This window comes from Rhizobium sp. P1_B8, from assembly GCF_056406515.1.
Window position 1 is genome coordinate 332,222 of record NZ_JBFTZZ010000002.1, and the last position, 26,759, is coordinate 358,980.

At 60.1% G+C, this 26,759-nt stretch carries 25 protein-coding genes; 18 read left to right on the forward strand and 7 right to left on the reverse strand.

Annotated features, from left to right (window positions below):
• Positions 1-20: 20 nt before the first annotated feature.
• Positions 21-410: a RidA family protein gene (locus AC1D2N_RS05305; RefSeq protein WP_018246096.1), complete on the reverse strand. Its 390-nt coding sequence runs from the start codon at positions 408-410 to the stop codon at positions 21-23.
• 111 nt (positions 411-521) lie between these two features.
• Between AC1D2N_RS05305 and AC1D2N_RS05310 the strand changes: the two genes are divergently transcribed.
• From AC1D2N_RS05310 to AC1D2N_RS05330, 5 genes are all read left to right on the forward strand, one after another.
• On the forward strand, positions 522-1,004 hold the full coding sequence (locus AC1D2N_RS05310) for a hypothetical protein (protein ID WP_028732570.1): 483 nt from the start codon (positions 522-524) through the stop codon (positions 1,002-1,004).
• A gap of 30 nt (positions 1,005-1,034) precedes the next feature.
• A complete protein-coding gene (locus tag AC1D2N_RS05315; RefSeq protein ID WP_018246094.1) occupies positions 1,035-2,510 on the forward strand; it encodes a M81 family metallopeptidase in 1,476 nt (491 codons plus the stop codon).
• Positions 2,511-3,611, forward strand: a complete 1,101-nt coding sequence (locus AC1D2N_RS05320; RefSeq protein WP_130653882.1) for a D-TA family PLP-dependent enzyme — start codon at positions 2,511-2,513, stop codon at positions 3,609-3,611.
• Positions 3,612-3,886: 275 nt separating this feature from the next.
• A complete protein-coding gene (locus AC1D2N_RS05325; RefSeq protein WP_018448637.1) occupies positions 3,887-4,240 on the forward strand; it encodes an ArsR/SmtB family transcription factor in 354 nt (117 codons plus the stop codon).
• The gene (locus AC1D2N_RS05330; RefSeq protein ID WP_130653883.1) at positions 4,227-4,727 is read left to right on the forward strand and encodes an SRPBCC family protein; all 501 of its coding nucleotides are present in this window, start codon (positions 4,227-4,229) and stop codon (positions 4,725-4,727) included. Before AC1D2N_RS05325 ends, AC1D2N_RS05330 begins: the two co-directional genes overlap by 14 nt.
• A gap of 160 nt (positions 4,728-4,887) precedes the next feature.
• Here AC1D2N_RS05330 and AC1D2N_RS05335 read toward each other — a convergent pair whose 3' ends face one another.
• The 5 genes from AC1D2N_RS05335 to AC1D2N_RS05355 all read right to left on the reverse strand — a co-directional run bounded on the left by AC1D2N_RS05335 (position 4,888) and on the right by AC1D2N_RS05355 (position 10,411).
• Positions 4,888-6,021, reverse strand: a complete 1,134-nt coding sequence (locus tag AC1D2N_RS05335; RefSeq protein ID WP_245484513.1) for an ABC transporter ATP-binding protein — start codon at positions 6,019-6,021, stop codon at positions 4,888-4,890.
• 201 nt (positions 6,022-6,222) lie between these two features.
• Complete coding sequence (locus tag AC1D2N_RS05340; RefSeq protein ID WP_018246089.1) at positions 6,223-7,428, reverse strand: ABC transporter substrate-binding protein; 1,206 nt, start codon at positions 7,426-7,428, stop codon at positions 6,223-6,225.
• Positions 7,429-7,501: 73 nt separating this feature from the next.
• Positions 7,502-8,359 carry a carbohydrate ABC transporter permease gene (locus AC1D2N_RS05345; RefSeq protein ID WP_018246088.1) on the reverse strand — a complete coding sequence of 286 codons (858 nt, stop codon included), beginning with the start codon at positions 8,357-8,359 and terminating at the stop codon, positions 7,502-7,504.
• Entirely contained in the window at positions 8,356-9,240 is an 885-nt protein-coding gene (locus tag AC1D2N_RS05350; RefSeq protein ID WP_018448633.1) for a carbohydrate ABC transporter permease, read from the reverse strand. Before AC1D2N_RS05350 ends, AC1D2N_RS05345 begins: the two co-directional genes overlap by 4 nt.
• A 13-nt stretch (positions 9,241-9,253) precedes the next feature.
• Positions 9,254-10,411: a Gfo/Idh/MocA family protein gene (locus AC1D2N_RS05355; RefSeq protein ID WP_130653885.1), complete on the reverse strand. Its 1,158-nt coding sequence runs from the start codon at positions 10,409-10,411 to the stop codon at positions 9,254-9,256.
• A 329-nt stretch (positions 10,412-10,740) separates the two neighbouring features.
• Between AC1D2N_RS05355 and yghX the strand changes: the two genes are divergently transcribed.
• Positions 10,741-11,628 (forward strand): YghX family hydrolase, encoded by an 888-nt coding sequence (gene yghX / locus AC1D2N_RS05360; RefSeq protein WP_130653886.1) that lies wholly within the window; start codon positions 10,741-10,743, stop codon positions 11,626-11,628.
• A gap of 69 nt (positions 11,629-11,697) precedes the next feature.
• Here the strand turns inward: yghX and AC1D2N_RS05365 are convergent, their stop codons facing one another.
• The gene (locus tag AC1D2N_RS05365; protein WP_130653887.1) at positions 11,698-13,071 is read right to left on the reverse strand and encodes an MmgE/PrpD family protein; all 1,374 of its coding nucleotides are present in this window, start codon (positions 13,069-13,071) and stop codon (positions 11,698-11,700) included.
• 39 nt (positions 13,072-13,110) lie between these two features.
• Here AC1D2N_RS05365 and AC1D2N_RS05370 point away from each other — a divergent pair, with 39 nt between their 5' ends.
• From AC1D2N_RS05370 to AC1D2N_RS05425, 12 genes are all read left to right on the forward strand, one after another.
• Complete coding sequence (locus AC1D2N_RS05370) at positions 13,111-14,085, forward strand: LysR family transcriptional regulator (RefSeq protein ID WP_197728297.1); 975 nt, start codon at positions 13,111-13,113, stop codon at positions 14,083-14,085.
• A 37-nt stretch (positions 14,086-14,122) separates the two neighbouring features.
• Positions 14,123-15,028 (forward strand): LysR family transcriptional regulator, encoded by a 906-nt coding sequence (locus AC1D2N_RS05375; RefSeq protein WP_018246615.1) that lies wholly within the window; start codon positions 14,123-14,125, stop codon positions 15,026-15,028.
• 178 nt (positions 15,029-15,206) lie between these two features.
• Complete coding sequence (locus AC1D2N_RS05380; protein ID WP_477980870.1) at positions 15,207-16,151, forward strand: ABC transporter permease; 945 nt, start codon at positions 15,207-15,209, stop codon at positions 16,149-16,151.
• Positions 16,148-16,966, forward strand: a complete 819-nt coding sequence (locus AC1D2N_RS05385) for an ABC transporter permease (protein WP_017992060.1) — start codon at positions 16,148-16,150, stop codon at positions 16,964-16,966. The genes AC1D2N_RS05380 and AC1D2N_RS05385 overlap by 4 nt, the downstream gene beginning before the upstream one ends.
• Positions 16,963-18,591, forward strand: a complete 1,629-nt coding sequence (locus AC1D2N_RS05390) for an ABC transporter ATP-binding protein (RefSeq protein WP_130653890.1) — start codon at positions 16,963-16,965, stop codon at positions 18,589-18,591. The genes AC1D2N_RS05385 and AC1D2N_RS05390 overlap by 4 nt, the downstream gene beginning before the upstream one ends.
• A 1-nt stretch (position 18,592) precedes the next feature.
• Positions 18,593-19,456, forward strand: coding sequence for a serine hydrolase (locus AC1D2N_RS05395; protein WP_018448624.1), 864 nt, complete (start codon positions 18,593-18,595; stop codon positions 19,454-19,456).
• A 24-nt stretch (positions 19,457-19,480) separates the two neighbouring features.
• Complete coding sequence (locus AC1D2N_RS05400; RefSeq protein ID WP_130653891.1) at positions 19,481-21,025, forward strand: ABC transporter substrate-binding protein; 1,545 nt, start codon at positions 19,481-19,483, stop codon at positions 21,023-21,025.
• Between the two features lie 134 nt (positions 21,026-21,159).
• Positions 21,160-22,608 carry a M20 family metallopeptidase gene (locus AC1D2N_RS05405; RefSeq protein ID WP_130653892.1) on the forward strand — a complete coding sequence of 483 codons (1,449 nt, stop codon included), beginning with the start codon at positions 21,160-21,162 and terminating at the stop codon, positions 22,606-22,608.
• A gap of 145 nt (positions 22,609-22,753) precedes the next feature.
• Positions 22,754-23,887, forward strand: coding sequence for a transporter substrate-binding domain-containing protein (locus AC1D2N_RS05410; RefSeq protein ID WP_018448621.1), 1,134 nt, complete (start codon positions 22,754-22,756; stop codon positions 23,885-23,887).
• Between the two features lies 1 nt (position 23,888).
• Positions 23,889-24,512: an ANTAR domain-containing response regulator gene (locus AC1D2N_RS05415; RefSeq protein WP_112908695.1), complete on the forward strand. Its 624-nt coding sequence runs from the start codon at positions 23,889-23,891 to the stop codon at positions 24,510-24,512.
• 188 nt (positions 24,513-24,700) lie between these two features.
• Entirely contained in the window at positions 24,701-25,546 is an 846-nt protein-coding gene (locus tag AC1D2N_RS05420; RefSeq protein ID WP_112908694.1) for a nitrilase family protein, read from the forward strand.
• Between the two features lie 29 nt (positions 25,547-25,575).
• A complete protein-coding gene (locus AC1D2N_RS05425; RefSeq protein ID WP_130653893.1) occupies positions 25,576-26,724 on the forward strand; it encodes a substrate-binding protein in 1,149 nt (382 codons plus the stop codon).
• Positions 26,725-26,759: the final 35 nt, after the last annotated feature.

Below are 26,759 nucleotides of genomic sequence, written 5' to 3' on the forward strand. Positions count from 1 at the left end.
CCGTCCCCCCCAATGGTTCTCTATTTACCCTTCTTCTTATAGGCCACGCAGTCGATCTCAACCTTGCAATCAACCATCATCGACGATTGCACACAGGCGCGCGCCGGCGGATGTTCGCCGAAATACTCCTGATAGATCTTATTGAAGGTCCAGAAGTCGCGCGGATCGTCGAGCCAGACGCCGACGCGCACGATGTCCTCGACGCCGTATCCGGCCTCATCGAGGATCGCCAGAACATTGGCAATCGTCTTGTGGGTCTGGGCAACGATGTTGCCGTCGATGATTTCGCCATCTTCCATCGCAACCTGCCCGGAAACATACAGCCATCCGTCGGCTTCGACCGCACGCGCGAAAGGCAGCGCCTTGCCGCCGGCGCCCGTTTGAACAGTGCCATAGCGCTTGATAGGCATGCTGAAGTCCTTGCAAATTATTTTCTTGATAAGTTGACAAATGACCATAGAAAGCAGAATTTGACCAGTGAAAAACGCGATTTATGAAAAGAATTTCAATCCGAGACAGATATGCGCGATCCTTTCAAGAACCCTTTCCCCTCCGACAGTGCCCGGCATGCCATCTGGGAAATGCTCGTTCCGCGCGATATCGATGCCTTTCTCGCCGCCGATTGGTCGATGGTGGCTGGTGATTTCGTGGAAGAGGGCTTCATCGGCATCGATGGCCGAAAGGAAGTCAGCCCCGACAAGTGGCGCCTCGCATTTCCGACGCTGTCTGCCTATCGCCAGGAATGGCTGAGGCAGGCGCAGGATTTCGCCCAACAGAGTTTCGCGGAAGATGCGCGCACGGCGATCTTCACCACGACGACGCTGGAAGATATCGAAATCGAAGGCGACATGGCGCTCGTCCGCAAGAAATTCGACGGCGGCATTTCCAAGCCTGACGGCACCCGAGACGTCATGCAATGGCAGACGCTCTATTATTGCAGGCTTCACCAAGGACGCTGGAAAATCTCAGGTTTCACCGGCTACCTGCCGAACCCGATGGGTTGACGCAGGGCCGACAACACGAAGGCCACTTTCTTGCGCATTTTCACGGCAGCACTGGCGACCGAGACCAACACCTTTTCCCCGATCTGCGTGGATCGTCGCGCATTCGAAGCATCGCTTTATGCCCCGCCCGGCCAACATCCCGAAACGCCAACGCTCTGCACCGCGCCGATCACCGTCGGAAGGCGCGTCACTGCTGAAAAGGGTTGGGAGCTGATTGAGGGAACCGCCACCTGGGCCGACCCCGCAGGCCTCGTCAACCGGACGACCTACGAGGAATTGCGTGACGAAATTCTCGGTCAACTCCGCGCGGCAATGCCTGTCGACGCGGTTGTCATGGGCCTGCACGGCGCCATGGTGGCGGCCGGATACGAGGATACGGAAGGCGATCTTCTCTCGCGCATCCGCCAGATCGTGGGGCCTGATGTGCTCATCTGCGCCGAACTCGATCCGCACAGCCATCTCACCGCCAAACGCGTCGCTGCACTCGATTTCGCGGTCTATTTCAAGGAGTTTCCGCACACCGACTTCGTCGACCGCGCCGAGGACCTCTGGCGCATCGCGGTCGAAACGCTCGAAGGCCGGATCAAGCCTGTTATGTCGGTGTTCGACTGCAAGATGATCGACGTCTTCCCGACATCGCGCGAGCCCATGCGCTCCTTCGTCGACAAGATCATGCAGATCGAGAAGGATGATCCGGACGTCCTGTCGATCTCCGTGGTCCACGGCTTCATGGTGGGCGACGTTCCTGAAATGGGAACGAAGCTGCTTGTCGTGACTGACAATAAGCCGGAAAAGGGCGCGGCTTTGGCGCGCGAACTCGGCCTCGAGCTGTTTTCGAAGCGCGGCACCTTCATGGTCCCGCAGATCGACGAGAAGGAAGCCGTCTCACGCGCGATGACCGCCACCGCATGGCCTGTTGTCATTACCGACGTCTGGGATAATCCGGGCGGCGGCACGGCAGGCGATGCGACTGTCATTCTCGGGGAGCTCATGGCCCGCGGCGTCACCAGTGCTGCGATTGGCACCATCTGGGATCCGGTCGCCGTCCAGATTTGTTTTGCAGCGGGCGAGGGGGCAGAAATTCCGCTGCGCTTCGGCGCCAAGTCGGCGCCCGGCACTGGCAACCCCATCGACGGCACCGTGAAGGTCGTCAAGCTGGTGAACAATGCCGAGATGCAGTTCGGCGAGAGCCTCGCACCTTTCGGCGATGCCGCACATATCGTCCTCAACGGCATCGACATCATCCTCAATTCGACTCGCGCCCAAAGCTTCGACCCGAGCCTGTTTTCGGTGATGGGTATCGATCCCGCCAGGCAGAAGATCCTGGTGATCAAATCCACCAACCACTTCTTCGCCTCCTTCTCGAAGATTGCGGCGGAAATCCTTTACTGCTCTGCCGGAACGCCCTATCCCAATAATCCGGCGACGACGCCGTACCAGCGGGCACCGAAGACCATATGGCCGATCGTCGCCGATCCACATGGAACAGAACGCGGAGCCGCCTAGATGCCTGATGCCAGGTTTGCCGTCGTCGCCAAGGCAGGAGACAGGATCGCCGATCTCTCGACGCCGCGTCCTGTGATCGACGAAGACCGGCTGGCAGCGAACATAAGCCGCGTTCAATCCTATATGGATCAGCACGGGCTGAATTTTCGCCCGCATATCAAGACCCACAAGATCCCGGCCCTGGCCGTCGCGCAGGTTGCCGCCGGTGCCAAGGGCATCAATTGCCAGAAGGTGACGGAAGCCGAAGTCTTTGCCGCAGCCGGCTTCGAGGACATCCTCATCACCTTCAACATCCTCGGACCGCAGAAGCTCGAGCGCCTGGCCAAGTTGAACGAGAGAATTTCGGCCCTCAAGGTCGTCGCCGACAGCGAAGTGACGGTCGACGGGCTCGCAGCGCATTTCTCCGGCCACAAGCCGCTTACAGTCCTGGTCGAATGCGATACGGGCGGCGGCCGCTGCGGCGTGCAGACATCAGGAGAAGCGGCCTCGCTCGCCAAGCGGATTGCCGCGGCCGACGGTCTGGAGTTTGGCGGCATCGTGACCTACCCGAAGCCGCAATCGGCGGCCGCCGTGGAAGCCTTCATTGCCGAAACGCTGCGACAGCTGACATCGGAAGGCATTGACTGCCCGATCGTCAGCAATGGCGGAACGCCGAGCCTCTTCGAGGCGCATCTCGTCACCTCGGCCACGGAACACCGCGCCGGCACCTATATCTACAACGATCGCCAGATGGTGCGCATGGGCCATTGCACCGAGGACGGTTGCGCCATGCATGTGCTGGCAACCGTCGTGTCGCGGCCAAACGCCGACCGCGCCGTTATCGATGCCGGCTCGAAGGCTCTGACATCGGATCTTCAGGGTTTTAGCGATTACGGACTGATCGTCGGTTATCCCGAGGCACGGATCAGCAGCCTCTCGGAAGAGCATGGCGTCATCGACCTATCGAATTGCACCGGCCCCCGGCCGCAGATCGGCGAGAAGCTCTTCATCATCCCGAACCACACCTGCGTGGTGTCCAATCTGTTCGATACGATGGTCTTCCATCGCGGCGGCATCGTCACCCGCGTCGAAGAGGTCGCGGCCCGCGGCCTCGTCTGGTAGGAGCCGGTTCGGGTTGAGGGCGAAGTGGCCCTGATCGCCGAAGGTATCGGTATCAGCAACGAGTATCAGAGCACGTGCGCGCGGCGGACTGCTTTCGGAGAGCAGGCGTTGAATGCTGACATTCGTTCATCAGCGGCTCGCAGGTCCGCTTTTGACCCACGCAGACGATTTTTTGCTGCCGCCGCCGCGGCGCATGACCTCGGATGACCGGTCTACGGCATGAAAATTTCGGGACACTTGCGCTTCCTGCGCAAGCAGGTTAAACACTGAACTAGATGGTTCAGTATCTAAGTCCTCCCCTCGACCTCTCGTTTGCGGCGCTGTCCGATGCGACCCGCCGCGGGATCATCGATCAGCTTGGGCGAGGGGACGCGTCGATTACCAGTCTCGCGGATAAGTTCCAGATGACGCTGACAGGCATGAAGAAGCACGTCCAGGTTCTCGAGCGGGCGGGGCTCGTCGTCACGCAGAAGGTCGGACGGGTGAGAACCTGCAAGCTCGGGAAACGCGGCCTCAAGGCGGAGGCCGAATGGATCGAGGCGCATCGCAAGCTCTTCGAAGCCCGCTTCGAAGCATTGGACGAAATCATCAGCGAAATGAAACGGGAGGGAAGCGATGACTCAAGTTAACATTGCAGGTGGTGCGCAGAACCGCACGTCAGTCGAGCGCAGAGGGGATCGCGAACTTGTCGTAACGCGGACATTCAATGCGCCGCCGAGCACGGTTTACAGGGCGTGGAGCCAGCCCGAGCTGTTCCAACGCTGGTGGGTGCCAAAATCGGTATCCGGCGTTTCGCTCGTATCGTGCGATATGGACGTCCGTACCGGCGGCAAATATCGGCTGGAATTCGGCTCCGGCGGTTCGGACACCATGGCCTTCTATGGCAAGTATCTCGAGGTGGTGCCGAACGAGCGCATCGTCTGGACCAACGACGAGGGCGAAGAGGGCGCGATCACGACCGTGACCTTCGAGGACCAAGGCGGAAGGACACTACTGAAGTTCCACGAGGTCTATCCGTCCAAGGAGGCGCTTGAGGAAGCACTACAGGGCTCGGCGGCCGCATTGCCGGAGCAGTTGGAGCAGCTCGACGAATTGCTTTCCAGCATAGGCGAGTAGCGCGGGTCGGGAAACTCGCCCCGGGGAAGGTCTGCACATAGGGGTTCGTGAAATTCCCCGGCTGGGTAATATGTGCCGGCCGGCAGCCGTAATTGCCTAGCGTCCGATAGCCACTAGACTCGACGCTGCAGGACGAACCGCCGACACAGAACCAGTCGGTTCAGGCCGCCGTTGGATTGATCACGTTCATATCGATTTCGGTGAGTTCCACGCGCCGCTCGAAGGCCACGCCCGCCTCGTCGAACAGGTGGCAATCGACGGCATTGATGCCGGTTGCAACCGGCGCGTCCGCGCGGATGCCGACGCTGCCGGGCAGCATGGCGCAGAAATTCTCGGCCTCGCCGTTGAGCGAGGCGTAAGCAACCGTATTGGCCCCGAGGCGCTCGATGACCGTCGGCGTCACGGTAAAGACGATATCGCCGCCGCCGAGCTGGATATGCTCCGGCCGGATGCCGAGCGTCAAAGCCCTACCGGTCATGCCATCGCGCGGCGTCACCGGCAACAGGGCTGTCTGGCCCTGATACTCCACCTCGACGCCATTGGCGCTAACGCTTTTGCAGGTCACGGGGAGAAAATTCATTTTCGGATTGCCGATGAAGCCGGCGACAAACTGATTTCTGGGCTTGTGATAAAGCTCCAGCGGCGCCCCCGTCTGGGAGATATCGCCGGAATCCAGCACGACGATACGGTCGGCCATGGTCATCGCCTCGACCTGGTCGTGCGTCACATAGATCATCGTCGCCTTCAACTGCCTGTGCAGCTTGGCAAGCTCGATGCGCATGTCGGCGCGAAGTGCTGCGTCGAGGTTGGAGAGCGGCTCGTCGAACAGGAATATCTTCGGTTCGCGCACGATGGCGCGGCCGATCGCCACGCGTTGGCGCTGGCCACCGGACAGCATGCCGGGTTTCTGCTGCAGCCGTTGTTCGAGGTGAAGGATGCGCGCTGCATTTTCCACCTTGGCCTTGAGCTTTTCCTCCTCCATCTTTTCGACGCGAAGCGGAAAGGCGATGTTCTCGAAGACCGTCATGTGCGGGTAGAGCGCGTAGGACTGGAACACCATGGCGATGCCGCGCTTGACCGGCGGCAGGTCATTGACCCTGATACCATCGATGACGATGTCGCCCGCGCTCGTCGCGTCGAGACCGGCGATCATGCGCAGCAGGGTGGACTTGCCGCAGCCTGACGGGCCGACGAAGACGACGAACTCGCCGTTCTTCACATCGAGCTGCACGCCCTTCAGAACTTCGTAGTCGCCATAGAACTTCTGAACTTTGTTGAGAAAGAGCTGTCCCAAAAATCTGTCTCCACCGGCGGCCTTCGTCGCACATTCGATCATCGTTCCTGCAAATTCCTTAAATCGGATTCGATTTAGAGATAAAATATGCAGCAATTCAAAGTGTTACAGCGTTCCCTTGCGGCTCTCGAAAAGACGCGCGGCGCTGTAGGGGAGGGATCGCGGGCTGTTGCCGTCCGCGATCCCGAGGTGCCCAAAAGCTTACTTGAACGCCTCGACTTCGCCAGCAGCCTTCTTGAGCGCCGCTTCCGGCTCGGCCTTACCCGTCACCACGGACTGGATCATCTCGATCATCGAGTTCTGGAAGCCCTTATAGTCGGTGAAGAGCGGCTCGGGACCACCATAGCTGATGCCGTCAATCAAGGGCTTCCAGTAAGGATCCTTGGCGACGAACTCGTCGACCTTTGCGGACGGACGCAGGGGAGTGAGGCCGGCACCGCCCTGCAGTTCGTATTCGGACTGCACATCGGGCGAGGTGATGAACTTGGCAAATTCCGTCGCCTTGTCCTCGACCCCTGAACCCTTGAAGATCGCCAGGCTGTCGGTGATCAGCAGCGTGCCGGGGCCTTTGGCGTCGGGACCGAGCGGCAGTGTCGTGATGCCCCAGCTGATCTTCGTTTTCTTCAGGCGGTCGGCCGCACCCGAGCCTGCCTGGATCATCGCCACCTTGCCGTCGAGGAAGATGGCGCGGACTTCGTTCTGCTCGTAGGCCGTCGGGCCTTCTTCGGAGTAGGGAACGATATCCTTGTAGGCCTTCAGCGCAGCAAGAATCTCAGGGCTGTCGAGCGTGACCTTGCCGTCGGCATCGATCACCGCACCGTTGTTGGTGTAAACCCAATGCATGAACTGGTGCATCGTGTTGTCGAAGGTCTTGGCGGAGAGACCGAAGCCCGGAATGCCGGTTTTTTCCTTGATGGTCTTTGCCATCTCGATTTCTTCAGCCCAGGTCTTCGGAGGCGTCTCGGGATCGAGGCCGGCCTGCTTGAAGAGATCCTTGTTCCAATAGAGCGCCTTGGTAGAGAAGGCGATCGGAACGCCCCACTGCGAGCCCTCGAAGGTGACCGTGTCGACGATGTGCGGATAGTAGGTCTTCTTCTCGTCGTCCGTCATCGGCACCGGAACGATGAGGTCGTTCTGCGCGAACTCCTTCAGCGTGCGCGAACCGACATAAGCCATCGCCACCGGCGTGCCGGCGGCGGCGAGAGTCGTTGCCTTGTCCTGGCACTGCGCCCATCCGACGACCTCAGGAGCGATCTTCCAGCCTGTGTTCTTTTCTTCCCACTGCTTGATGTATTTGGTGTGGACCGGGTCGATCGTGTCGCCGCAATAGATCCAACTGATTTCCTTGTCGGCCGCCTGGACAGTGACTGTGGTCAATGCCGTCGAACCGAGCAAAGCGAGCCCCATAAGGCCTGTCTTGATGGTAATGCTCACGTCGTGACTCCCATTCTTGTGTTAGCTGTTCACTCGTTTTTTGGTCTTATTGTTTCACCGCACCGGCGGTCAGCCCGCCGACAAGGTAGCGCTGAAGGAAGAAGATGACGACCATCGCCGGCGCGATACCGACGAAGGAGGCCGCCATCAGTTCGTTCCAGATGACCTCCTGCTTGCCGAAGTAAGCAAAGAGCCCCACCGGCAAGGGCATGTATTCGGTCTTCGAGTTGAACGTCAGCGCGAAGATGAATTGCTGGGCGTAAGCGCCGATGAAGGTGGTTATGGCGACGACGATAATCCCCGGCATCGCGATGGGCAGGATGACACGGCGAAGCGTGTAGAAATGGCTGGCGCCATCCATATAGGCCGCTTCGTTCAGCTCCTGCGGAATGCGGATCATGTAGGTGCGCAGCAGCCAGATCGCCGACGGGATCAGGAAGGCGACGCCCGGCACGATCATCGCGAGATAGGTGTTGAGCACACCCATGCTGCGCATCAGCCGGAAGAGCGGGATCAACAGCACGGCGCCGGAGAACATGTTCACGGTCAGGAATGCGCCGAGCAGGATCCCCATGCCCTTGAATTCGAACTTCGCGAAAGCATAGGCGGCCGGAATGACGAGGCAAAGCACGATCAGCGTGACGATGATCGAGATGAAGAAAGAATTGAAGATATAGCGACCGAAACCCGGCACGCTGATCCACATCGTCCGATAGGCTTCGAACGAGCCGTTCTCCGGCCAGAAGCGGTAGGGCGAAGAGAAGAGCTGGCTGAGCGGCTTCAGTGAAACCAGGAAACCTTCAACGAAGGGCGACAGCACGAAGAAAAGAAACACCGCGATGCCGCAATAAATCAGAATGATTTCCCACCAGCGATAACGGTCGATCATGGCTGCATTGCTCATGCGCGCTTCTCCGGATTGAGGCGGCGGGTAACGCGGAAATAGGCGAAGCAGAAGAGCGACAGGAAGATGCAGATCAAAACGGCGCGCGCTGCACCTTCACCGTATTTCTTCGAGCCGATCGCGGTCTGATAGGTATCGATGATCATCGTCGTCGTCTCGCCGCTCGGTCCGCCCTGAGTCAGAATCCAGATGATGTCGAAGGAGTTGAAGGTGGCGATCAGCGAGAGCATCGACATGGTGATGATCGCCGGAACCATCAGAGGCAGCGTGATGCGGCGGAAGCGATACCAACGACCGGCGCCGTCGGTCCAGGCGGCCTCGTAGAGATCCTTCGGAATCGATTGGATCGCCGCCAGGAAGTAGATCGTCACCAGCGGCACGCCGATCCACACGTCGGTGATGATCGTGGCCCAGAAGGCCGTGCTTCCATAGGCGAGGAAGGCGACCGGGCCGTCGACGAGACCGAAGCGCTGCAACATGCCCGATATCATCCCGAACTGGCCATTATACATCCAGCCCCACATGAAGATGCCGATCGCCATCGGCACGATCCATGGCGGCATGGTCAAAAGCCGGAACAATGAGCGGCCGGGCACCGCGGCATTCAGCATGGTCGCACCGAAGGTGCCGATCACCATTTTCAAGGCGACCGAGAAGAACGTCCAGATGAAGGTACGGAAGATGACCTCCGCAAACCGCGCATCGAAGATCTTTTCGTAATTGATCCAGCCGACCCAATTGGTGGTCTTTTTGAGGGAGGCGTCGGTGAAGGAGAGAATGAACGTATCGACCAGCGGGTAGGCGACGATCGCGAGAACATAAAGGACAGCCGGAAGAAGAAGGATCCAGGCGAAGATGACCGTGCTTCTTTGAACACTCATCTTGCCGACCTCCTCAAGCCGCTCTTGCGTGAAGGGCTTCGTCGAAGCGGTCCCAAATGGGACGCAGATCGACGACCGCTTTCTTCATCCTCGCTTCGTCCATCGCCAAGGCGAGGATGCCGGCTTCGAGCGCATTCAGCGTCGAAACAGGAAGCGCGAGCCCGGTGCGCACGCTTTCAAGCAGGTCGCTCGCCATCTGTTCATCGGCGCCGTAATGCTGGGACAGCTCCGTGGCGGCATATTTGTTTTCGACCACCTTGTTGCCGGTCAGCTGTTCGTGCACGTCGAGATAGCCGCGAACGAAATCGCCTTCGGCCATGCCGCGCGAGCCCATGATGGCAAAACGGCGGAACTGGTCGGGCACGTTCAGATTGGTGTGGAAGTTCATGCCGACGCCATTGGCATATTCGACGATCGCGACTTGATAGTCGATGATATCGGCGTCGCTGTCGAAGACCTTGTCCGACCCCATCCATCCGCTCGGCTTGCGGTGGAAAAGCTCGAGGTCGTTGATACCCTCGCGCGCCGGGTCGTTGTCCGGAATGAAACTCTTGCGGCCGCCGAAACTTGCAACGCGCTCCGGCCGTGCACCGACGACACCATTGTAGAGATCGAGGTCGTGGCAGCATTTCTCCAGCATGAAGCTGCCGGAATAGCGCTCATATCGGCGCCAGTCGCGCATGAAGAAGGCGCCATGATAAGGCTCGATATGTTCGGAGGCCTCGATCGACACGATCTGGCCAAGCTTGCCCTCGGCCTGGATGGCGCGCAGATCCTTGTAAAGAGGAGAATAGCGCAGGACGAGACCGACCATCAGCCGCTCGTGGCCGAATTTTGCCATCAGATGGGCAAGCTCGATACTTTCTGTGATGGTCGTGACGATCGGCTTTTCGCAGAAGACCTTGAGGCCGGCTTGAAGTCCGAGCCTGATATGATCGAGATGCAGGTGATTGGGAGAGCCGATCATCAGCAGATCGAGCTTTTCGGAAGCGAGGAGTTCCTCCGGCGAGCCATAGGCCTTGCCGACTGAAATTCCCTTTTCCGTCAATCCGGGAAGTCCGGCAGGTTCCGGATCCACATAGCCTACGATGTCGAAGCTGCTATCAATTGCCTTGAAAACATAGCCGAGATAGCCGAGCCGGAATCCTAGCCCGATGATTCCCACTTTCATGCCGATCAAGTTCCCATTTAGTAATTTATTTTCTTTAAGTTGGGACAAAAATCGGGAGGCGTCAATAGAAAACGGGCCTCAAAGCGCGAGTATGAAATTAATTTTCATAGATCGGTAGCCGGCGGTCGATTGCTGGCTGCGACCGGCCGGACGCCGATTGCCAAAGGGAATAGTGCGCATCTCTTGAAGCCGGGGCGGCGAATTCAGCGACTGTTGGCGCAGCCCTCGATCGCCGCGGCAAGCTCACGCGGAACTCGCGAAATGTTGAAAAGAGTCGCGAGTTTACCTGTGTAGGATGGTGCGAGAACCGGAGGCAAGGAGGAGCCATCATGACCCGAATGACAGCCAAGGATTTCCCTCAGGAACTTCTCGAACTCTACGATTATTACGCGCACGGGAGAATTACCAAGCGCGAGTTTCTCGACCGCGCCGGCAAATTCGCCGTGGGCGGCGTCACGGCAGCCGCCATTCTTGCATCGCTGAGCCCTGACTATGCGCTGGCGACCCAGGTCGAGTTCACCGATCCCGATATATCAGCCGAATACATCACCTATCCCTCGCCAAAGGGAAATGGAGATGTCCGCGCCTATCTCGTCCGCCCCAAAAGCGCGACCGGCAAAATCGCGGCCGTGGTGGTCGTTCACGAGAACAGGGGCCTGAACCCCTATATCGAGGATGTAGCGCGGCGCGTGGCAAAGGCGGGTTTCGTAGCACTTGCGCCGGATGGCCTCACGTCGGTCGGAGGCTACCCCGGCAATGACGAAAAGGGGCGGGAACTCCAGCAGAAGGTCGACCCGGAAAAACTGATGAACGACTTCTTCGCGGCGGTCGAATTTTTGATGCACAGCGATCTCACCACCGGCAAGGTCGGCATCACCGGCTTCTGCTATGGCGGCGGCGTTGCCAACGCTACGGCGGTTGCCTATCCGGAACTTGCCGCCGCCGTGCCCTTTTACGGCCGACAGCCGCGCGCCGAAGACGTGCCGAAGATCAAGGCGCCGTTGCTTCTCCATTATGCCGGGCTGGACAAGGGCATCAACGAAGGCTGGCCGGCCTATGAAGCTGCGCTGAAGTCATCAGGAAAAACATTCGAGGCCTATATCTATCCTGACGTCAATCACGGCTTCCACAATGATTCCACGCCCCGCTATGACGAAGCAGCAGCCAAGCTCGCCTGGCAGCGAACGGTCGACTGGTTTACGAAATACCTCGCCTGAGAAGGCCGTGGCTTAAACGATGCGGCGGCGGGGAGGCGTTCTCGGCCGTCCATTCGTCCCGGCGGCTTGTCAAGGCGATGGACTGTCTGTGATCAGGCTCCAGAAGCGATCGTCGCCGGACAGATTTTCCAAATCGGCAAGCTTGCGAAGCTGCAGGAAAGAGGCGCCGGACACATTCCGATTTCCCCAGCGCAAGCAGTCCATGAATTTGACTTCGCGTTCATGCACACTCATCGACGCTTCGAGCGATCCCTTCGCATGCAAGCGGGACTTGTTCAAAATGCGCCCGTCGCGCATCGTGACCGTGACGACATGCGGGAGGCGCTCCACGCCTTTTTCCTCATCAGCCGAATAGGACCGCATTTCGATGCGCGGCATGAATTCCCGGATTTCCGGCCGTCCGATCTTCTGCCGTGTAAAGTCCGAAAGGCTAAGAGCGCCTTTGAGGAAAGCTGTCGCCAGGCAATATTGCATCGAGAAGCGGGCCTGCATCTCGTCGGCGGGGTCGGGATAAGCGAGGTTGCGAACAGCGGATATGCCGACTTTCGTCTCGATCCTGGCAATGTCGCCCGCCAAAAGTCCATGCTCCTGCTTCAGATCCAGAAGCGCGTCGATTGCGCGATGGGTCGAGGCGCAGCAGGGATGGCGCTTGGTCACCACACCCCGGCTTTCGATGATATGCTCTTCGTCAAATGTCAGGCCTTCCCAGCCCTTGGCATCATCGCCTCCGAAAAGGTCGAGGAAGCCTTGCGGCCGCTCGAGGATATCCGGCCGCCCGCTCATGCCCGCAAGCGCCATGCGCGCCGCATCCACGGCATTGCGCGCGGCAATGCCGGCATGAAGCGGCTTGGCGGTCGTGCCGAATTGCCCTTTCGGGCCGCAGGCGAAGCTCGTCGCGAGGCTCATCGCCGCGACCAGGCCGTTTTCGTCAGCGCCGAGAAGCCGTGCCACGCCAGCCGCAGCCCCGATGCTGCCGACCGTCGCCGTTGCGTGCCAGCCTCTGTTGTAATGAGAGGGATTGACGCCGAAGCCGACCGACGCCTGCGCTTCCAGCCCGGCCAGGTAGGCCTCGAGAAACCGCTTTCCGCTTGTCACCTTGCCGCGCGCCAGAACCGCCAGCAGCGCCGGCACCAGCACCGCGGAAGCATGCGCCCTGGCCGGATGGAAATTGTCATCGAAATCGAGCGCATGAGCCGCCGTTGCATTGATGAGTGCGGCGAGCGAGGGCGAGGCGGAGCCGCCGGTGACGAGCCGCGCTTCGCCGCCTCCGGCGATTTCCTCATCGAAAGCGCGAGTGAGCGCGGCAACGCTTTCATCGCCTCTGCCTGCAATCATGCAGCCGATGGTGTCCACCGCTGCATCTCTTGCCCGGTCGATGGCGAGGTTTGAGAACGCCGTTCGCGACAGGACCTGTTCCGCGATCTTCCGGAGAATGGTGGCCATTGACGAAAGTCTTTCCGTGAGTTTGGTTCTCAGCGGAAAATGTTCAACTTTCCGCTGGTCCGCAATCTTATGCGGTTTGCGGGTAGGGCTATCGACATTGGAGATACAATGGCGCGAGACACGAGTGCGGCGATCAGCCTGAAGCATATCGAGGCCTATGACGCCATCGCCGCGACGGGCTCGACGATCGCCGCTTCTGTCGAGCTTGGCATCTCGCAATCGAACGCCAGTCGCTTGTTGCAGCAACTGGAAGACTATCTCGGCGTCCGGCTTTTCGACCGGGAAAAGAACCGGCTTCAACCGACCCGCGAGGGGCTGCAGCTCGGCCCGGAAATCCGCGCCATTTCCGACCGGCTACGCGCCTTGAAAACGGCGGCGATGGAGCTCGAGAGCGGTCGATCGCGCGAGATCATGCTGCGGCTCGCCTTTCCCGCCAGCCTCTCCTCGACGCGCATTCCGAAGCTGGTGAAGAGCTTTCTCGCCGCGAATGGTCCGATGCGCGTCGAAGTCGCATCCGGCAGCTATCTCGCAATTGAACGGATGGTGGCCGACGGCGAGGCCGATCTCGGTTTCGCGCGTCTGCCGCTGATGAGCCCGGGATTGAAACAGGAGAAGATCCTGTCGTCGCGGATCATTTGCGCCCTGCACAATGATCATCCCAAGGCCGGCAGCCGCCTATTGTCGGTCGGCGAGCTGAAGGGGCAGGATCTGATCATGCTGAATAGGGAGCGACCGGTTCGTCATGAGCTGGAGGCGTTGTTCTACAAGGCCGGCATCCGCCAACGCCCCCTGCTCGAGGCGCATTCGGTGGCGAGTGCCTGCGCGCTGGCCGCGCAGGGGCTCGGCATTGCGCTGGTCGGCGAGATCATCGCCCGCGAATTTGCGACGCTGCCGCTGCAGTTCATTCCGCTCGAACCGGAACTGCCGGTTGCCTACGCGCTGATCAGCGGAGAGAAATTTCCGATGCCCAAGGCAGCCAGCCTCTTCCTTCAAAGCATTTCGGACTGGGCATGATGACGGTGCTTGAACCGTCCCGGGGGATCGCAAACGCATGAATATCAAGCAACTGGAAGTCCTGCGCACGCTTCTGGCGACGGGGTCGACGATTGCCACGGCAAAGACGATGGGTCTCAGCCAGTCCGGCGTCAGCCGCCTCCTGCAGCAGCTCGAGGCGGACCTTTCGATGTCGCTTTTCGTCCGCGACAAAGGCCGTCTCGTCCCCACCCCCGAGGCTCTGCTTCTTGCCCGCGATGCCGAGACCATCTTGCTCGCGGTCGATCGAATGTCGGGTCATGCGGAGGACTTAAGAAGCGGCGCCGCCGGCCCGGAGATCGTCCGCATCGGCCTGCCGAGCAGCATGTGGGAGCATTTCGCGCCGGCAATGCTGGCCGACTACATCAGCGATTTCCCCGGTGTGCGGATCGAAACCTTCTTCGAGACGACGACCGCGATCAACAAGCTCGTCGAGCAGAGAGTGATCGATTTCGGCTTTCTGCGCATGGAGGGCGAGAGCGGACCGGGCATCGAGGTGGAGCGCGTCGCCACCGGCGAAAGCGTCTGCGTCGTTCCGAAGGATCATCCTCTTGCGAAACTGGAGGAAATCACGGTCAGGAATTTGCGCGACGTGCCCCTCATTCTGATTGGGCGCCAACGGCCGAACCGCATGGCGCTCGACCAGACCTTCCGGCGGGCCGGCGTCAAGCAGATCGTCAAGATCGAGACGCATACCAACAGTTCCGCCTGTTCCTACGTCGCGCATGGTCTTGGGGTCACGATCATCAGCAGCTTTTATGCGAATCTCTATCGCCACCTGCCGGTGGTTCACCGTCCTTTTGTGCCACGCGCGACCCAGGAATTCGGATTGGCGAGGGCGGTCGGTACGCCACTCTCGATTGCCGCCCACGCCCTGAGCGACGCCTTGAAGCGACAGATCAAGCTTTCTCAAAAAGACATTTGAAATCAAATTTTTAGCGTGATCCCTTACACGAAGGCAGCCGTTTTGGTTGCGGTCGTATTCCGCATAGACTTATGACAGAATCGCATAATATTGCGGATATTTCCTCATTCGATCATAGTCTGCGGCAACGAAACCGATGACGCCGGGCACTGTCCGTCGCCCATCGCGGGGAACAAAAATGCTGAAATTCGTCCTGAACCGCCTGTTGATGGCATTGCCGACGATCGTCCTCGTTTCGGTGACAGTCTTCACGCTGATCCGCTTCATACCCGGCGATCCGGCGGCACTGATGCTGGGTGCTATGGCTGAGCCGGCTCAGATCGCGGCGATGCGCTCGGAACTCGGCCTCGACAAATCGCTGCCGCAACAGTTCCTGATCTGGACCGCCAACGTCGTGCAGGGTGACTTCGGCCGTTCGATCGTCAATAACGAGGCGGTTCTGCCGCTCGTCGCATCACGCTTTCTGGTCAGCGCCGAAATCGTCGTCGTCGCCGTTCTTCTGGCGAGCCTCATTGCCGTGCCGGCGGGCGTCATCGCCGCCTGGCGGCAAAACAGTCTGACGGACCTGGCGCTGGTCGGCACGGCCACGATCCTGCTGTCGATACCGACATTCTGGCTCGGACTTCTGCTTCTGCTTTTCTTCGGCTTGAAACTCGGTTGGTTACCGGTCCTCGGCTATGTCTCGATCGGCAGCAACGTTACCGGCGGACTGCTCTACCTCGTGCTGCCGATCATGACCCTGGTCATTCACGAGATGGGTGTGTTGATCCGTATGGCACGTGCCTCGACGCTGGAAGTGCTGCGTCTCGACTATATCACCCACGCCCGGGCCAAGGGCCTTTCCGAAAGCGCCGTCCTTTGGCGGCACGCCTTCAAGAATGCCTTCGGCCCAACCTGGACAGTCATCGGTCTGATCCTCGGCAATCTGCTCGGCGGCATTGCCGTCATCGAGACGGTCTTCACCATTCCGGGGCTCGGCCGACTGATGGTCGACAGCATTTTTGCCCGCGATTACCCCGTTATCCAGGGTTGCCTGCTGTTCGTCTCGCTTTCCTATGTGCTGGTCAATTTGGTCGTCGACCTGCTCTATCCCTTGTTCGATCCGCGGGTAGTCGCCGAATGAAAAACGTCACGTTCAACGGCTTCATCGGCAGCATTCTGATTGCCGCATTGCTCATCTCCGCTGCGATCGGCCTTTTCTGGACCCCCTACGATCCGATGAAGCTGGGCTTCACCGCACGGCTGGCGGCGCCAAGCAGCGCCCACTGGCTCGGAACCGATGAATTTGGCCGCGACGTGCTCAGCCGCCTGATCGTAGGCGCCCGGGCGAGCGTCTGGATCGGCACCTTGACGGTCACATTCGCAACAGTCTGCGGCACGCTGATCGGTCTCGTCAGCGGTTACGCCCGCGGTTGGATCGACGCCGTCATCATGGCCGTCAACAATGCGCTTCTCGCCTTTCCGGGCATCCTTCTGGCGCTTGGATTGCTCGCGGTCTTCGGCGCCAATCAATATGGCATCATCTTCGCGCTGGGCATTGCCTATTCGCCCTCGATGGCCCGCGTTGTCCGGGGTGCAGTCCTGTCGCTGCGCGAGCGGGAGTTCATCGAGGCGTCCAAGGTGATGGGCAATGGCGAGCTCTACACCATGTTCCGCCATATTCTCCCCAATTGCATCGCCCCGATCACCGTGCTTGCGACCTCGATGTTCGGCTGGGCGATCCTTTCAGAAAGCGCGCTGAGCTTTCTCGGTCTCGGCGTTCCACCACCGGCGCCGACCTGGGGCAACATGCTGGCTGCCGGCCGACCATTCATCGAGCAGGCGGTCTGGCTGGGTCTGTTCCCGGGCCTGGCGATCGCCCTGACGCTCCTCGGCATCAATCTTCTGGGCGACGCACTTCGGGACAAGCTTGATCCGCGGATGAGGGGACTGAAATGACCAATGAAACGCTTTTGAGTGTCCGCAACCTGTCGCTTCAGGTCGCCGGAACCGGTGTGCAGGTCGTCAAGAACGTGAGCTTCGACATCGCGCCAGGCGAGATCTTCGGCATTGTCGGAGAAAGCGGATCGGGCAAGACGCTGGCAACACGCGCCCTGATCTCGCTGCTGCCGGCGCCGATCAAGGTGATCGGCGGCTCCGTTGCCTACAAGGGACGCGACGTGCTTGCGATGAGCGCTGCGCAATTGCGCCAATTGCGCGGTGCGGAAATCGGTGTCGTCTTCCAGGAACCGATGACCTCGCTCAATCCCTCGATGACCGTCGGCCGCCAGCTCGAAGAAGGGTTGCAACTGCATACGAAACTTTCGCGGGAAGAGCGGCGCAGCCGGATCCTCGACATGCTGAACAGGGTCGGGATCCGCGATCCCGCCGGAGCGCTTACTTCCTATCCGCATGAATTCTCGGGCGGCATGCGCCAGCGCATCATGCTGGCATCCGTCATGCTGCTGAAACCGGCGCTCTTGATCGCCGACGAGCCGACGACGGCGCTCGATGCCGTGATCCAGCGCGACGTCATGGAATTGATGGTGGAACTGACACAGGCGGAAGGCACCGCCGTGCTGCTGATCAGTCACGATCTGCCGATGGTTGCCCGTTACACGAACCGCATTGTCGTCATGGAAAAGGGGGTGATCGTCGAAGAAGGACGCACCGCCGATCTGCTCGACGCACCGCAGCGTGCCTATACCAAGAAACTGCTTTCCTCCCTGCCGTTTCGCGGAGAGACGCGGACGATCGACAAGACCAAGGCGCCGATGGTCTCGGCGCGGGATATCGTCGTCGACTATGCAGGCCGGCGGTCGCTGATGAATAAGGCAACGCCCAAACGGGCGCTGCATGGCGTCAGCATCGATATCCACGAGGGCGAAGTCGTGGCCCTGGTCGGCGGTTCGGGTTCCGGCAAAACCACGCTCGGCCGCACCATTGCCGGACTGGTCCGGGAGAGCGAAGGCGATATCCGGTTCAAGGGACGCAGCCGCGACGACGACTGGATGGACTATCGGCTGAATTGCCAGATGGTTTTTCAGGATCCTTATTCCTCGCTCGATCCGCGCATGACCATCGTCGCGCTTGTGGAAGAAGCGCTGCGGCTCGTTCCCGATCTCGACGCTGCGGCAAAGCGCAAGCGCGCCCTGGAGACGCTGGAGGAAGTCGGCCTTGGGGCCGACTATGCCGAGCGCTACCCGCATGAGCTTTCGGGCGGCCAGCGGCAGCGCGTGGCGATTGCCCGCGCCATTGCGCGCCGGCCGAAATTCCTGATCGCCGACGAACCGGTATCGGCGCTTGACGTGACGGTCCGGGCGCAGGTCCTCGAACTCCTGTCCGATTTGCAGAAACGCTACGGCTTCTCCTGCCTGTTCATCAGCCACGATCTCGGCGTGGTCGAACAGGTGGCCGATCGCGTCGTCGTCATGCAGGACGGCCGGATCATCGAGGAGGGCGACCGCGATATGGTTTTCGACAGCCCGAAGGAGGCCTATACGCAACGGCTTCTCTCGGCCATCCCCGCTCTGGACCACAATGCTCAGGGCGGCGTGATCCTCAAATGGCGCCTGGAGAACTGACATGACGACGATGATTGAATCCGCAAAGCTCGCGGAGCGATTGAACGCGATCTGCGATGCCCAGCCTTTCGTGACGCGCTTCATGGTGCGTGCGCTTGGCAGCGGCGAAACGATCGGCAGAGGCGCGGACGAGGAAACGCCCTCCGCCAGCACCCGAAAGACCTCGATCATGATGGCAGCCTTGAAGGCCGCGCATGAAGGCCGCCTGGATCTGGACGAACGGATCACATACGAAAAACGTTTCGCCGAGGAAGTGGCGAGCGGCATGTTCCGCTATCTGACGCCAGGTATCGTCATATCGCTGCGCGACGCCATCACCGGCATGATGGTGCTGAGCGACAATGTCTGCACCAAGATGGTCTTCGAAAGGCTGACGCTCGAAGAGGTCGACGGTTATTGCAAGTCGATCGGCATGTCAGGCACCAACCATCGCTTCCTCATCCCTCCCTTGGCGCTGTCGCCCGATCATTCTTTGAAGGCCGTTACCACGACGACGGCGCGGGATCAGGTCTATCTGCTGCAGACCATCCTGGATGCGCAGGATTCGCGGGAAGCCGCGGACCGGCTCGGCTGCTCGCAGGCGCTGTGCGCCTATGCGCTTCAAACCCTGAAGAACCAGATCCTGCGTTATGCCATTCCCTCCCGGCTGCCCTTCGGCGTGCTCGTCGCCCACAAGGGCGGCACGGGAAAGCGCGGCCGCATGAATGCCGGTATCGTCTATCGCGACGGGTCCCCCTTCTACATCATCGCCGCCTATACCGACGACGTGCCGCAGGAAATGCCGGACGGTACCCCTGGCTACACGGTCGCGCTTGAAACCATCGGCAGGCTTTCACGCGCCTGCTGGGATGAACTCCGATCCTAACAATCCATAAAAGAGGGTAGAACAATGCATAAGCTTCTTCTTGCAGGGACCATGTTGATGGCGATGACCGGCGTGGTCGACGCCCGCGACATCGTCGTGGCTCAAAGTTCCGATCTGCGCAGCGCCAATCCAGGCGTCAATCGCGACGGCAATACCGATGGCGTCATCCTGCACATCGTCGAAGGGCTCGTCGGCTATGCCAATAACGGCGAGGTCAAGCCGCTGCTGGCAAAGAGCTTCGAAGTCTCGGCGGATGGGCTGACCTACAGCTTCAAACTGCGTGATGACGTCAAATTTCACAACGGCAAGACATTGACCGCCGATGACGTCGTGTGGAACTGGAACCGCTATCTCAAGCCCGAAACGAAATGGACCTGCCTTCCTGATTTCGACGGCAGCGGCAGCGTGCATGTTACGGGGGTCAAGGCAGTCGATGCTTCCACAGTCACCATCACGCTGGAAAAGCCATCCGCAGTTTTCCTTGGCCTGATGTCGCGCCCCGAATGCGGTTACACCGGGATGATTTCCCCGGAATCGGTCGGTGCGGACGGAAGCTTCATCAAGCCGATCGGCACCGGTCCCTTCAAATGGGATGAATGGAAGAAGGGCGAGTATATCCACCTTGCCAAGTTCGACGATTATGTGTCGCCCCAGAACGACGGCAAGCCCGACGGCATGGTCGGCTCCAAACGCCCTCTCGTCGATGGCATCAAGTTCATGGTCATTCCCGATGCTTCGACCGTAAAGGCCGGCCTTCAGTCCGGCGTACTCGATACCGCGGAGATTTCGCCGGATCTCATTCCCGAATTCAAGACGAGCGACACGATGCAACTGATCGTGGCTCGCAACAACGGCAAAAACCTCTTCTACATTCAGACGCGCGACAAGGTTCTGAGCAATCCCGGCGTGCGCCGCGCCATGGCGATGGCACTCGATCTCGACCAGCTCGTCGAGGCCGCCTCCAATGGCACCGGCGCAGCCAACGGCTCCATGGTTTCGGAAGACTCGCTCTATTTCGACGATGTCCAGAAGACGCGTCTGCCCTACGACCTAGAGGCCGCGAAGAAGGAGCTTGCGGCGGCCGGCTACAAGGGCGAGCCGATCACCATCATCGCCAACAAGCGCAGCAACGTGCCAAGCTTCCCGGCCGCGGTGATGGCGCAGGCCATGATGCAGCAGGCAGGTCTCAATGTGCAGATCGAGGTGCTCGACTATGCGACGCAGGTCGATCGTCGCCGCTCCGGCAACTACCAGATCATCTCGCAATCGGTCGCGCCGCGGCTCGATCCGGCGCTGATGTACGGCTTCTATGTCGGCAACAAGGACAAGAACGCTTCTTTGATGTGGGATGACCCGAAAGCCGTCGAGTTGATGAAGGCCGCCTATGCGGAGTCCGACCAGACGAAGCGTCAGGCGATCTTCGACGAGTTTCACACGCTGATGCTCAAGGAAATGCCGGGCATCTTCCTCTACGACATGGTCGATGTCTGGGGCGCGACCAAGAAGCTGAAGGGTCAGCCCGTCTGGCAATCGAATGCCCGTCTTTGGGAAGTTTCGCTCGACAATTGAGCCCGAATTGCCGCGCCCGGTGGATCGGGCGCCGCCATCCCACTTCGACAGTCAATAGGAGATCCGGCAGGCAGTCCTGCCGGATCCGGTGCAACACGTCCCTGTGGCGGCAGGACAGACAGCGAGGAAATGCCATGAATCTTGACGCGATCAGCTCTATTGCCGCGACGATCGAAAAGATGAAGCCGGATTATGTCGCTCTCAGCGACAGTATCTGGGATTTCGCGGAGTTGAAGTTCGAGGAGCGGCGCTCGTCGCAATTGCTGGCAAGGACACTCGAGGAAAACGGCTTTACCGTGCGCCACGGCGTCGCAGACATGGAAACGGCCTTCATCGGCGAATCCGGCAGCGGCAAGCCGGTGATTGCCTTCCTCGGCGAATTCGATGCCCTGGCCGGAATGAGCCAGACCGCCGACGTGGCCGAGCCTCGTCCCCAAGCGGCGGGAGCAACCGGTCACGGCTGCGGGCACAATCTGCTTGGCGTCGGGTCGCTGATGGCGGCGGTTGCGCTTGCCCGCCACCTCAAGGAGAACAACCTGCCCGGAACAGTGCGCTATTACGGCTGCCCGGGTGAGGAGGGCGGTTCCGGCAAGACCTTCATGGTTCGCGCCGGCGCATTCGATGACGTCGATGCCGCCCTGACCTGGCATCCGGCCCCGTTCAACGGTGTACGTTCAACGAACAATCTTGCCGTTCTCGAATATTACTATCGCTTCAGGGGTGTCGCGGCACATGCTGCCAACAGCGCCCATCTCGGCCGTTCGGCGCTGGATGCGGTCGAACTCATGAATGTCGGCGTCAATTTTCTGCGCGAACACATGCCGCAGGATTGTCGCGTTCATTACGCGATCACCGACACCGGCGGCAGGGCCGCCAATGTCGTGCAGGCCAGCGCCGAGGTTCTCTATCTGATCAGGGCGCCCGACATGCCGCAGGCGCTTGAGCTTGCCGGGCGCGTCGAGAAAGTTGCACGAGGTGCCGCGATGATGACCGAAACCGAAGTCGAGATCGTGTTCGATACCGCCTCGACGAACCTTCTTCCCAACATTACGCTTGAAACGGCAATGCACGAGAACATGGTCGCGCTCGGGCCAATAGCCTTCGACGAGGCCGACATCGCCTTCGCCAGGGAAATCCAGGATACCTTCACTGAGGAAGCGATCAGGAGCAGCATCCGCCTCTATCAGATGAAGGGCGATGTGTTCTCCAATGCCAAGGTCGATGGCTCGACGCCCCTGCACACCGGTCTGCGCGATTTCGAGGGACTATCGCATTTCCGGGCCGGATCGACCGATGTCGGCGACGTCAGCTGGGTGACGCCGACCGCGCAATGCTGGGCGCCAGCCTGGGCGATCGGCACCAATCCCCATACCTGGCAGGTCGTCGCGCAGGGAAAAAGCCCGGCCGCGCACAAGGCCATGGCGCATGCGGCCAAGACGCTTGCGACAACAGGGCTCGCATTGATGTCGTCATCCGACCTCCTGGCAGCCGCGACGGCCGAGTGGCGAGAAAAGACCAGCGGTAAAGCCTATGTATGCCCGATCCCCGACAATGTGATGCCCGCAACGGTTCACAGCCGGTAGTTCCCGTCTCGGTCTGCTGTGAGAACGACCTGCATCGCACCCGCTTGCAGGATCCCATGAAAAAGCACTAAGGGTATGGAAGTCGAAAGCGCGGAACTGAGGCATTCACCGCTTTCGAACCTCCAACACGTCGGAAAAGGCAAAGATGACAAGCTCCGAATGGCGGGTGGGAGTGCTGTTTTCCAGAAGCGGAATTAGCGAAATTACGGAAACCGAGCACTTTCTTGGCACCGCACTTGCGATCGAGGAAGTCAATGCGGCGGGCGGCGTGCTTGGCAAGCCCATCGTTCCGATCGCCTATGACCCGGGCGGGGATCAAACCGCCTATCGCAATCTGGCACGGCGCCTGCTGGCCGATGACGACGTCAACATCATCTTCGGTGCCTCGATGTCGGCCAGCCGAAAGGCGGTGCTGCCGATCGTCGAGCGGCACAACGGACTGCTGTTTTATCCGTCGATGTATGAAGGTTTCGAATATTCGGAGAATGTGGTCTATACCGGCGCCACCCTCAACCAGAACACCTTCGCGCTCGCGGAATACCTTCTCCGCCACCACGGACGCCGCATCCTGTTCGTCGGCGCGGATTATATTTATCCGCGCGAATCCAATCGGGTCATGCGGGATGTGGTAGAGGCAAAGGGCGGTGAAGTCGTCAGCGAGCGATATCTACCTCTTCATGCCGACGAACAGACCTTGCGTTCGGTTATTTCCGATATCGTCCGTCTCAAGCCCGATGCCATCTTCTCGACGATCATCGGCCGGCCGGCGCAGCGATTTTATCGCATGTATGCCGAGACCGGAATCGATCGCAGGCGGGTTCCGATTGCCAGCCTGACCATGGCCGAGAGCGAGATTCGCGAGATCGGAGCAGATGCCTGCACCGGCCATATTCTCTCGGCGACCTATTTCCAGACGGTCGAGAACGAGGCGAATGAGCGTTTCGTGGGAGCATTCAAGGCCCGTTTCGGCCAGGAGTTCACCACGAGCGTCTGGTCGCAGCCGGCCTATGCGCAGGTGCACCTTTTTGCCCGCGCGCTTGCCCGGGCCGGCTCGCTCGAGACCCATCGCATTTCCGAAGAAATTCTCCAGGAAGATTTTCTTGCTCCGGAGGGCCGGATCAACTTCGACGCCGATACCCGTCATCTCTGGCTGCATCCCCGTATCGGCGTGGCGCGCGCCGATGGACTTTTCGACATTGCCTGGCAAGCGCCTGGCCCGATCCGGCCGGACCCCTACCTGACGGCGTCGCGGTTCGAAGACGTTTGGTTGGAGGCCTGATATGGCGGGACCGAGCAGGATCGTTCAGGATCTGCGGCGTGCACGCGTTCTGGTCGTCCATCCGCGCGACGAGGACGGCGACGTGCTGATCGCCCACCTTAAACGCCTTGGCTGCGAGGTCCGGGCGACATGGCCGCTTCCGCCAGCCCTGCCTCCCGACGTAGACACCGTCTTCCTGCATGTCGAGGATGTGCATGTCGAGCACGCGCTTGAGATCATCGACCTCCAGCAAACGGCGATCATCGCCATCGTCACATATGAGAGCCCGACAGCCCTCCAGGCGATCATCGATCTCAACGCCCACGGCGTTATCAGCAAACCGCTGCGGCCGCTTGGCATCCTGACGCAATTTGCGCTTGCACGCTATCGGCAGAGCTACGAAAAAAGGCTCGCCGGCAAGGTGCAGAAACTCGAGGAAACCTTGAAAAGTCGCCGGCTGGTCGAAAAAGCCGTTTCGGCGCTGCGGGTCATGAATGGTCTCGACGAGGCGGCAGCCTATAAACTCTTGCGAGATCAGGCGACGTCAAAGCGCGTTCCGATGGCGACGATCGCCGAATCCATTATTGCCGCACAAGACACCATGAAAAGCCTCGGACTTTCCATCGGCGCAAAAACTCAACCTTAGGTCGCCAACCCTTGCACCCCTGAAAATGCCTGCTGAAGCAGCTTGACGGTCACATTCTTTCGTGCAAGCCTAAAGACAACGAGCAGGTTTGCTCAGCGGCAGGGCTGCCGCATTCACATCATGGCTATGTAGCCTCTGGTTCACGGATTGAATTCCGTGCCAGAGGTTCTTTGCGTTTGGAGACAAGATTGAACGTCAAGACCTCAACCGCACGGACGGTAACCGTCGCAACCGTCCAGTTCGAACCGATCGTCGGTGATCGCGCCGGTAATCTCGCGGCTATCGAGCGGCTGGCGAAGGCGGCGAAGGCCCAAGGCGCGGAGATCGTCGTTCTGCCGGAACTCGCCGATAGCGGCTATACCTTCCGTGACGGCGACGAGGTTGCCGCATTGGCCGGCCCGGTACCCGGCGGCGCGAGTGCCGAGATGCTCTGCCGCCTTGCCGAGGAGCTTGGCCTTTACATCGTCAGCGGCGTTGCCGAGCAGGATGGCGACCGGTTTTACAACAGCGCTCTTCTTTGCGGTCCCGAGGGATATATCGGCAAATACCGCAAGCTTCATCTGTGGAACAACGAAAACCGTCTTTTCAGAAAAGGCGATCTCGGACTGCCGGTATTCGACCTGCCTTTCGGCCGTATCGGCATCGCCATCTGCTACGACGGCTGGTTTCCGGAAACGTTTCGTCAGTTGGCGCTAGCCGGCGCCGAGCTGATCTGCGTGCCCACCAACTGGGTCCCGATGGCCGGTGCGGAAAGCGTTCCCGAGCCGATGGCCAATATCCTCCATAAGGCGGCCGCCCACACCAATGGTCTCTACATCGCCTGCGCCGACCGGATTGGCGTCGAGCGCGGCCAGTCCTTCATCGGCCGCAGCCTTATCGTCGGCCCGCAGGGCTGGCCGATATCTGGTCCGGCCAGTGCCGATCGCGAGGAAATCCTCCTTGCGCAAATCGATCTGTCGAGCGTGACGGAAACCCGCACGCTCAACAGCTTCAATCATCTGCTCGGCGACCGCCGAGCCGATGTCTACGGGTAATATCAACCCACTCAAGAAAGGGGAACAAAATGCAAATGAAAACCATAATCCTTACGCTGGCATCTGCCGCATTCGCCACCGCAGCTTTCGCCGAGGATCCGATCAAGATCGGCGTGCCGGTGGGGCTGTCAGGCGCAAACAGCGTGGTCGCGCCGTCCGTCGTCCAAGCTGCGGAGCTCGCCGTCGAAGAAATCAATGCCAAAGGCGGCGTGCTCGGGCGGCCGTTGGAGCTTGAGATCGCCGACGATGCATCAGGGGCGGCCGGCGCCCAAAAGGCCTTCGACTCCCTGGTTTTCCAGAAGGAGGTGAACGTTATCATCTCCATGGAGACGAGTGCTGCGCGCAATGCCGGCCTGCCGATCATTTCCAAGGGTGACGTGCCATACATCTACACATCCTTCTACGAAGGCAAATCCTGCAACGCCAATCTTTTCGTCGATGCCTGGGTTCCGGAACAGCAGGTGCCGCCCGTCGTCGACAATTTCATCAGCAAACAGGGCGCAAGGAAGTTCCTCCTGATCGGTTCGGATTATGCCTTTGGACGCGGCATGCTGACCTTCGCCAAGGGCTATATCGAAAAAGCCGGCGCTCAGATCGTCGGCGAGGAATATCTGCCAATGGACGGCAGCGACTGGACGGCCATCATCTCCAAGGTCAAGTCCTCCGGCGCCGACGCCATCATCACCTCGACGGCCGGCGGCGCACCGAACGTGACCTTGACCAAGCAATTGCGCTCGTCTGGCGTCACCCTGCCTTACGGCAACCTCGCGGTCGACGAAGGCACCGCCAAGAGCATGGGCGCTGACGCCAAGGACATCTTCCTTTCCGCATCCTACGTCACCGGCATCGACAGCCCGGAAAACAAGGCTTTTCTCTCGGCCATGGACAAGAAGTTCGGCAAGGAACTGCGCACGCCGAACGATCTTTCCGTGCCGCAATATGAAGCGATCTACCTTTACAAGGCAGCCGTCGAGAAGGCCGGCAGCACCGATACGGCGGACGTGCTCAAAGCCCTTCCTGACGTATCCTTCACCGGTCCGCGCGGCAAGATCTCCATGAACAAGCAGCACCACGCACCGCTGACGATGTATCTTGGCCAGGTAAAGGACGACGGCAGCGTTGCAGTCGTCGATAGCTTCAAGGACGTCGATCCAGGCGATCAGTGCCCGAATCTCTGAAACCAGCGTGGCGGGGCAGGGCGCCCCGCCTCAAG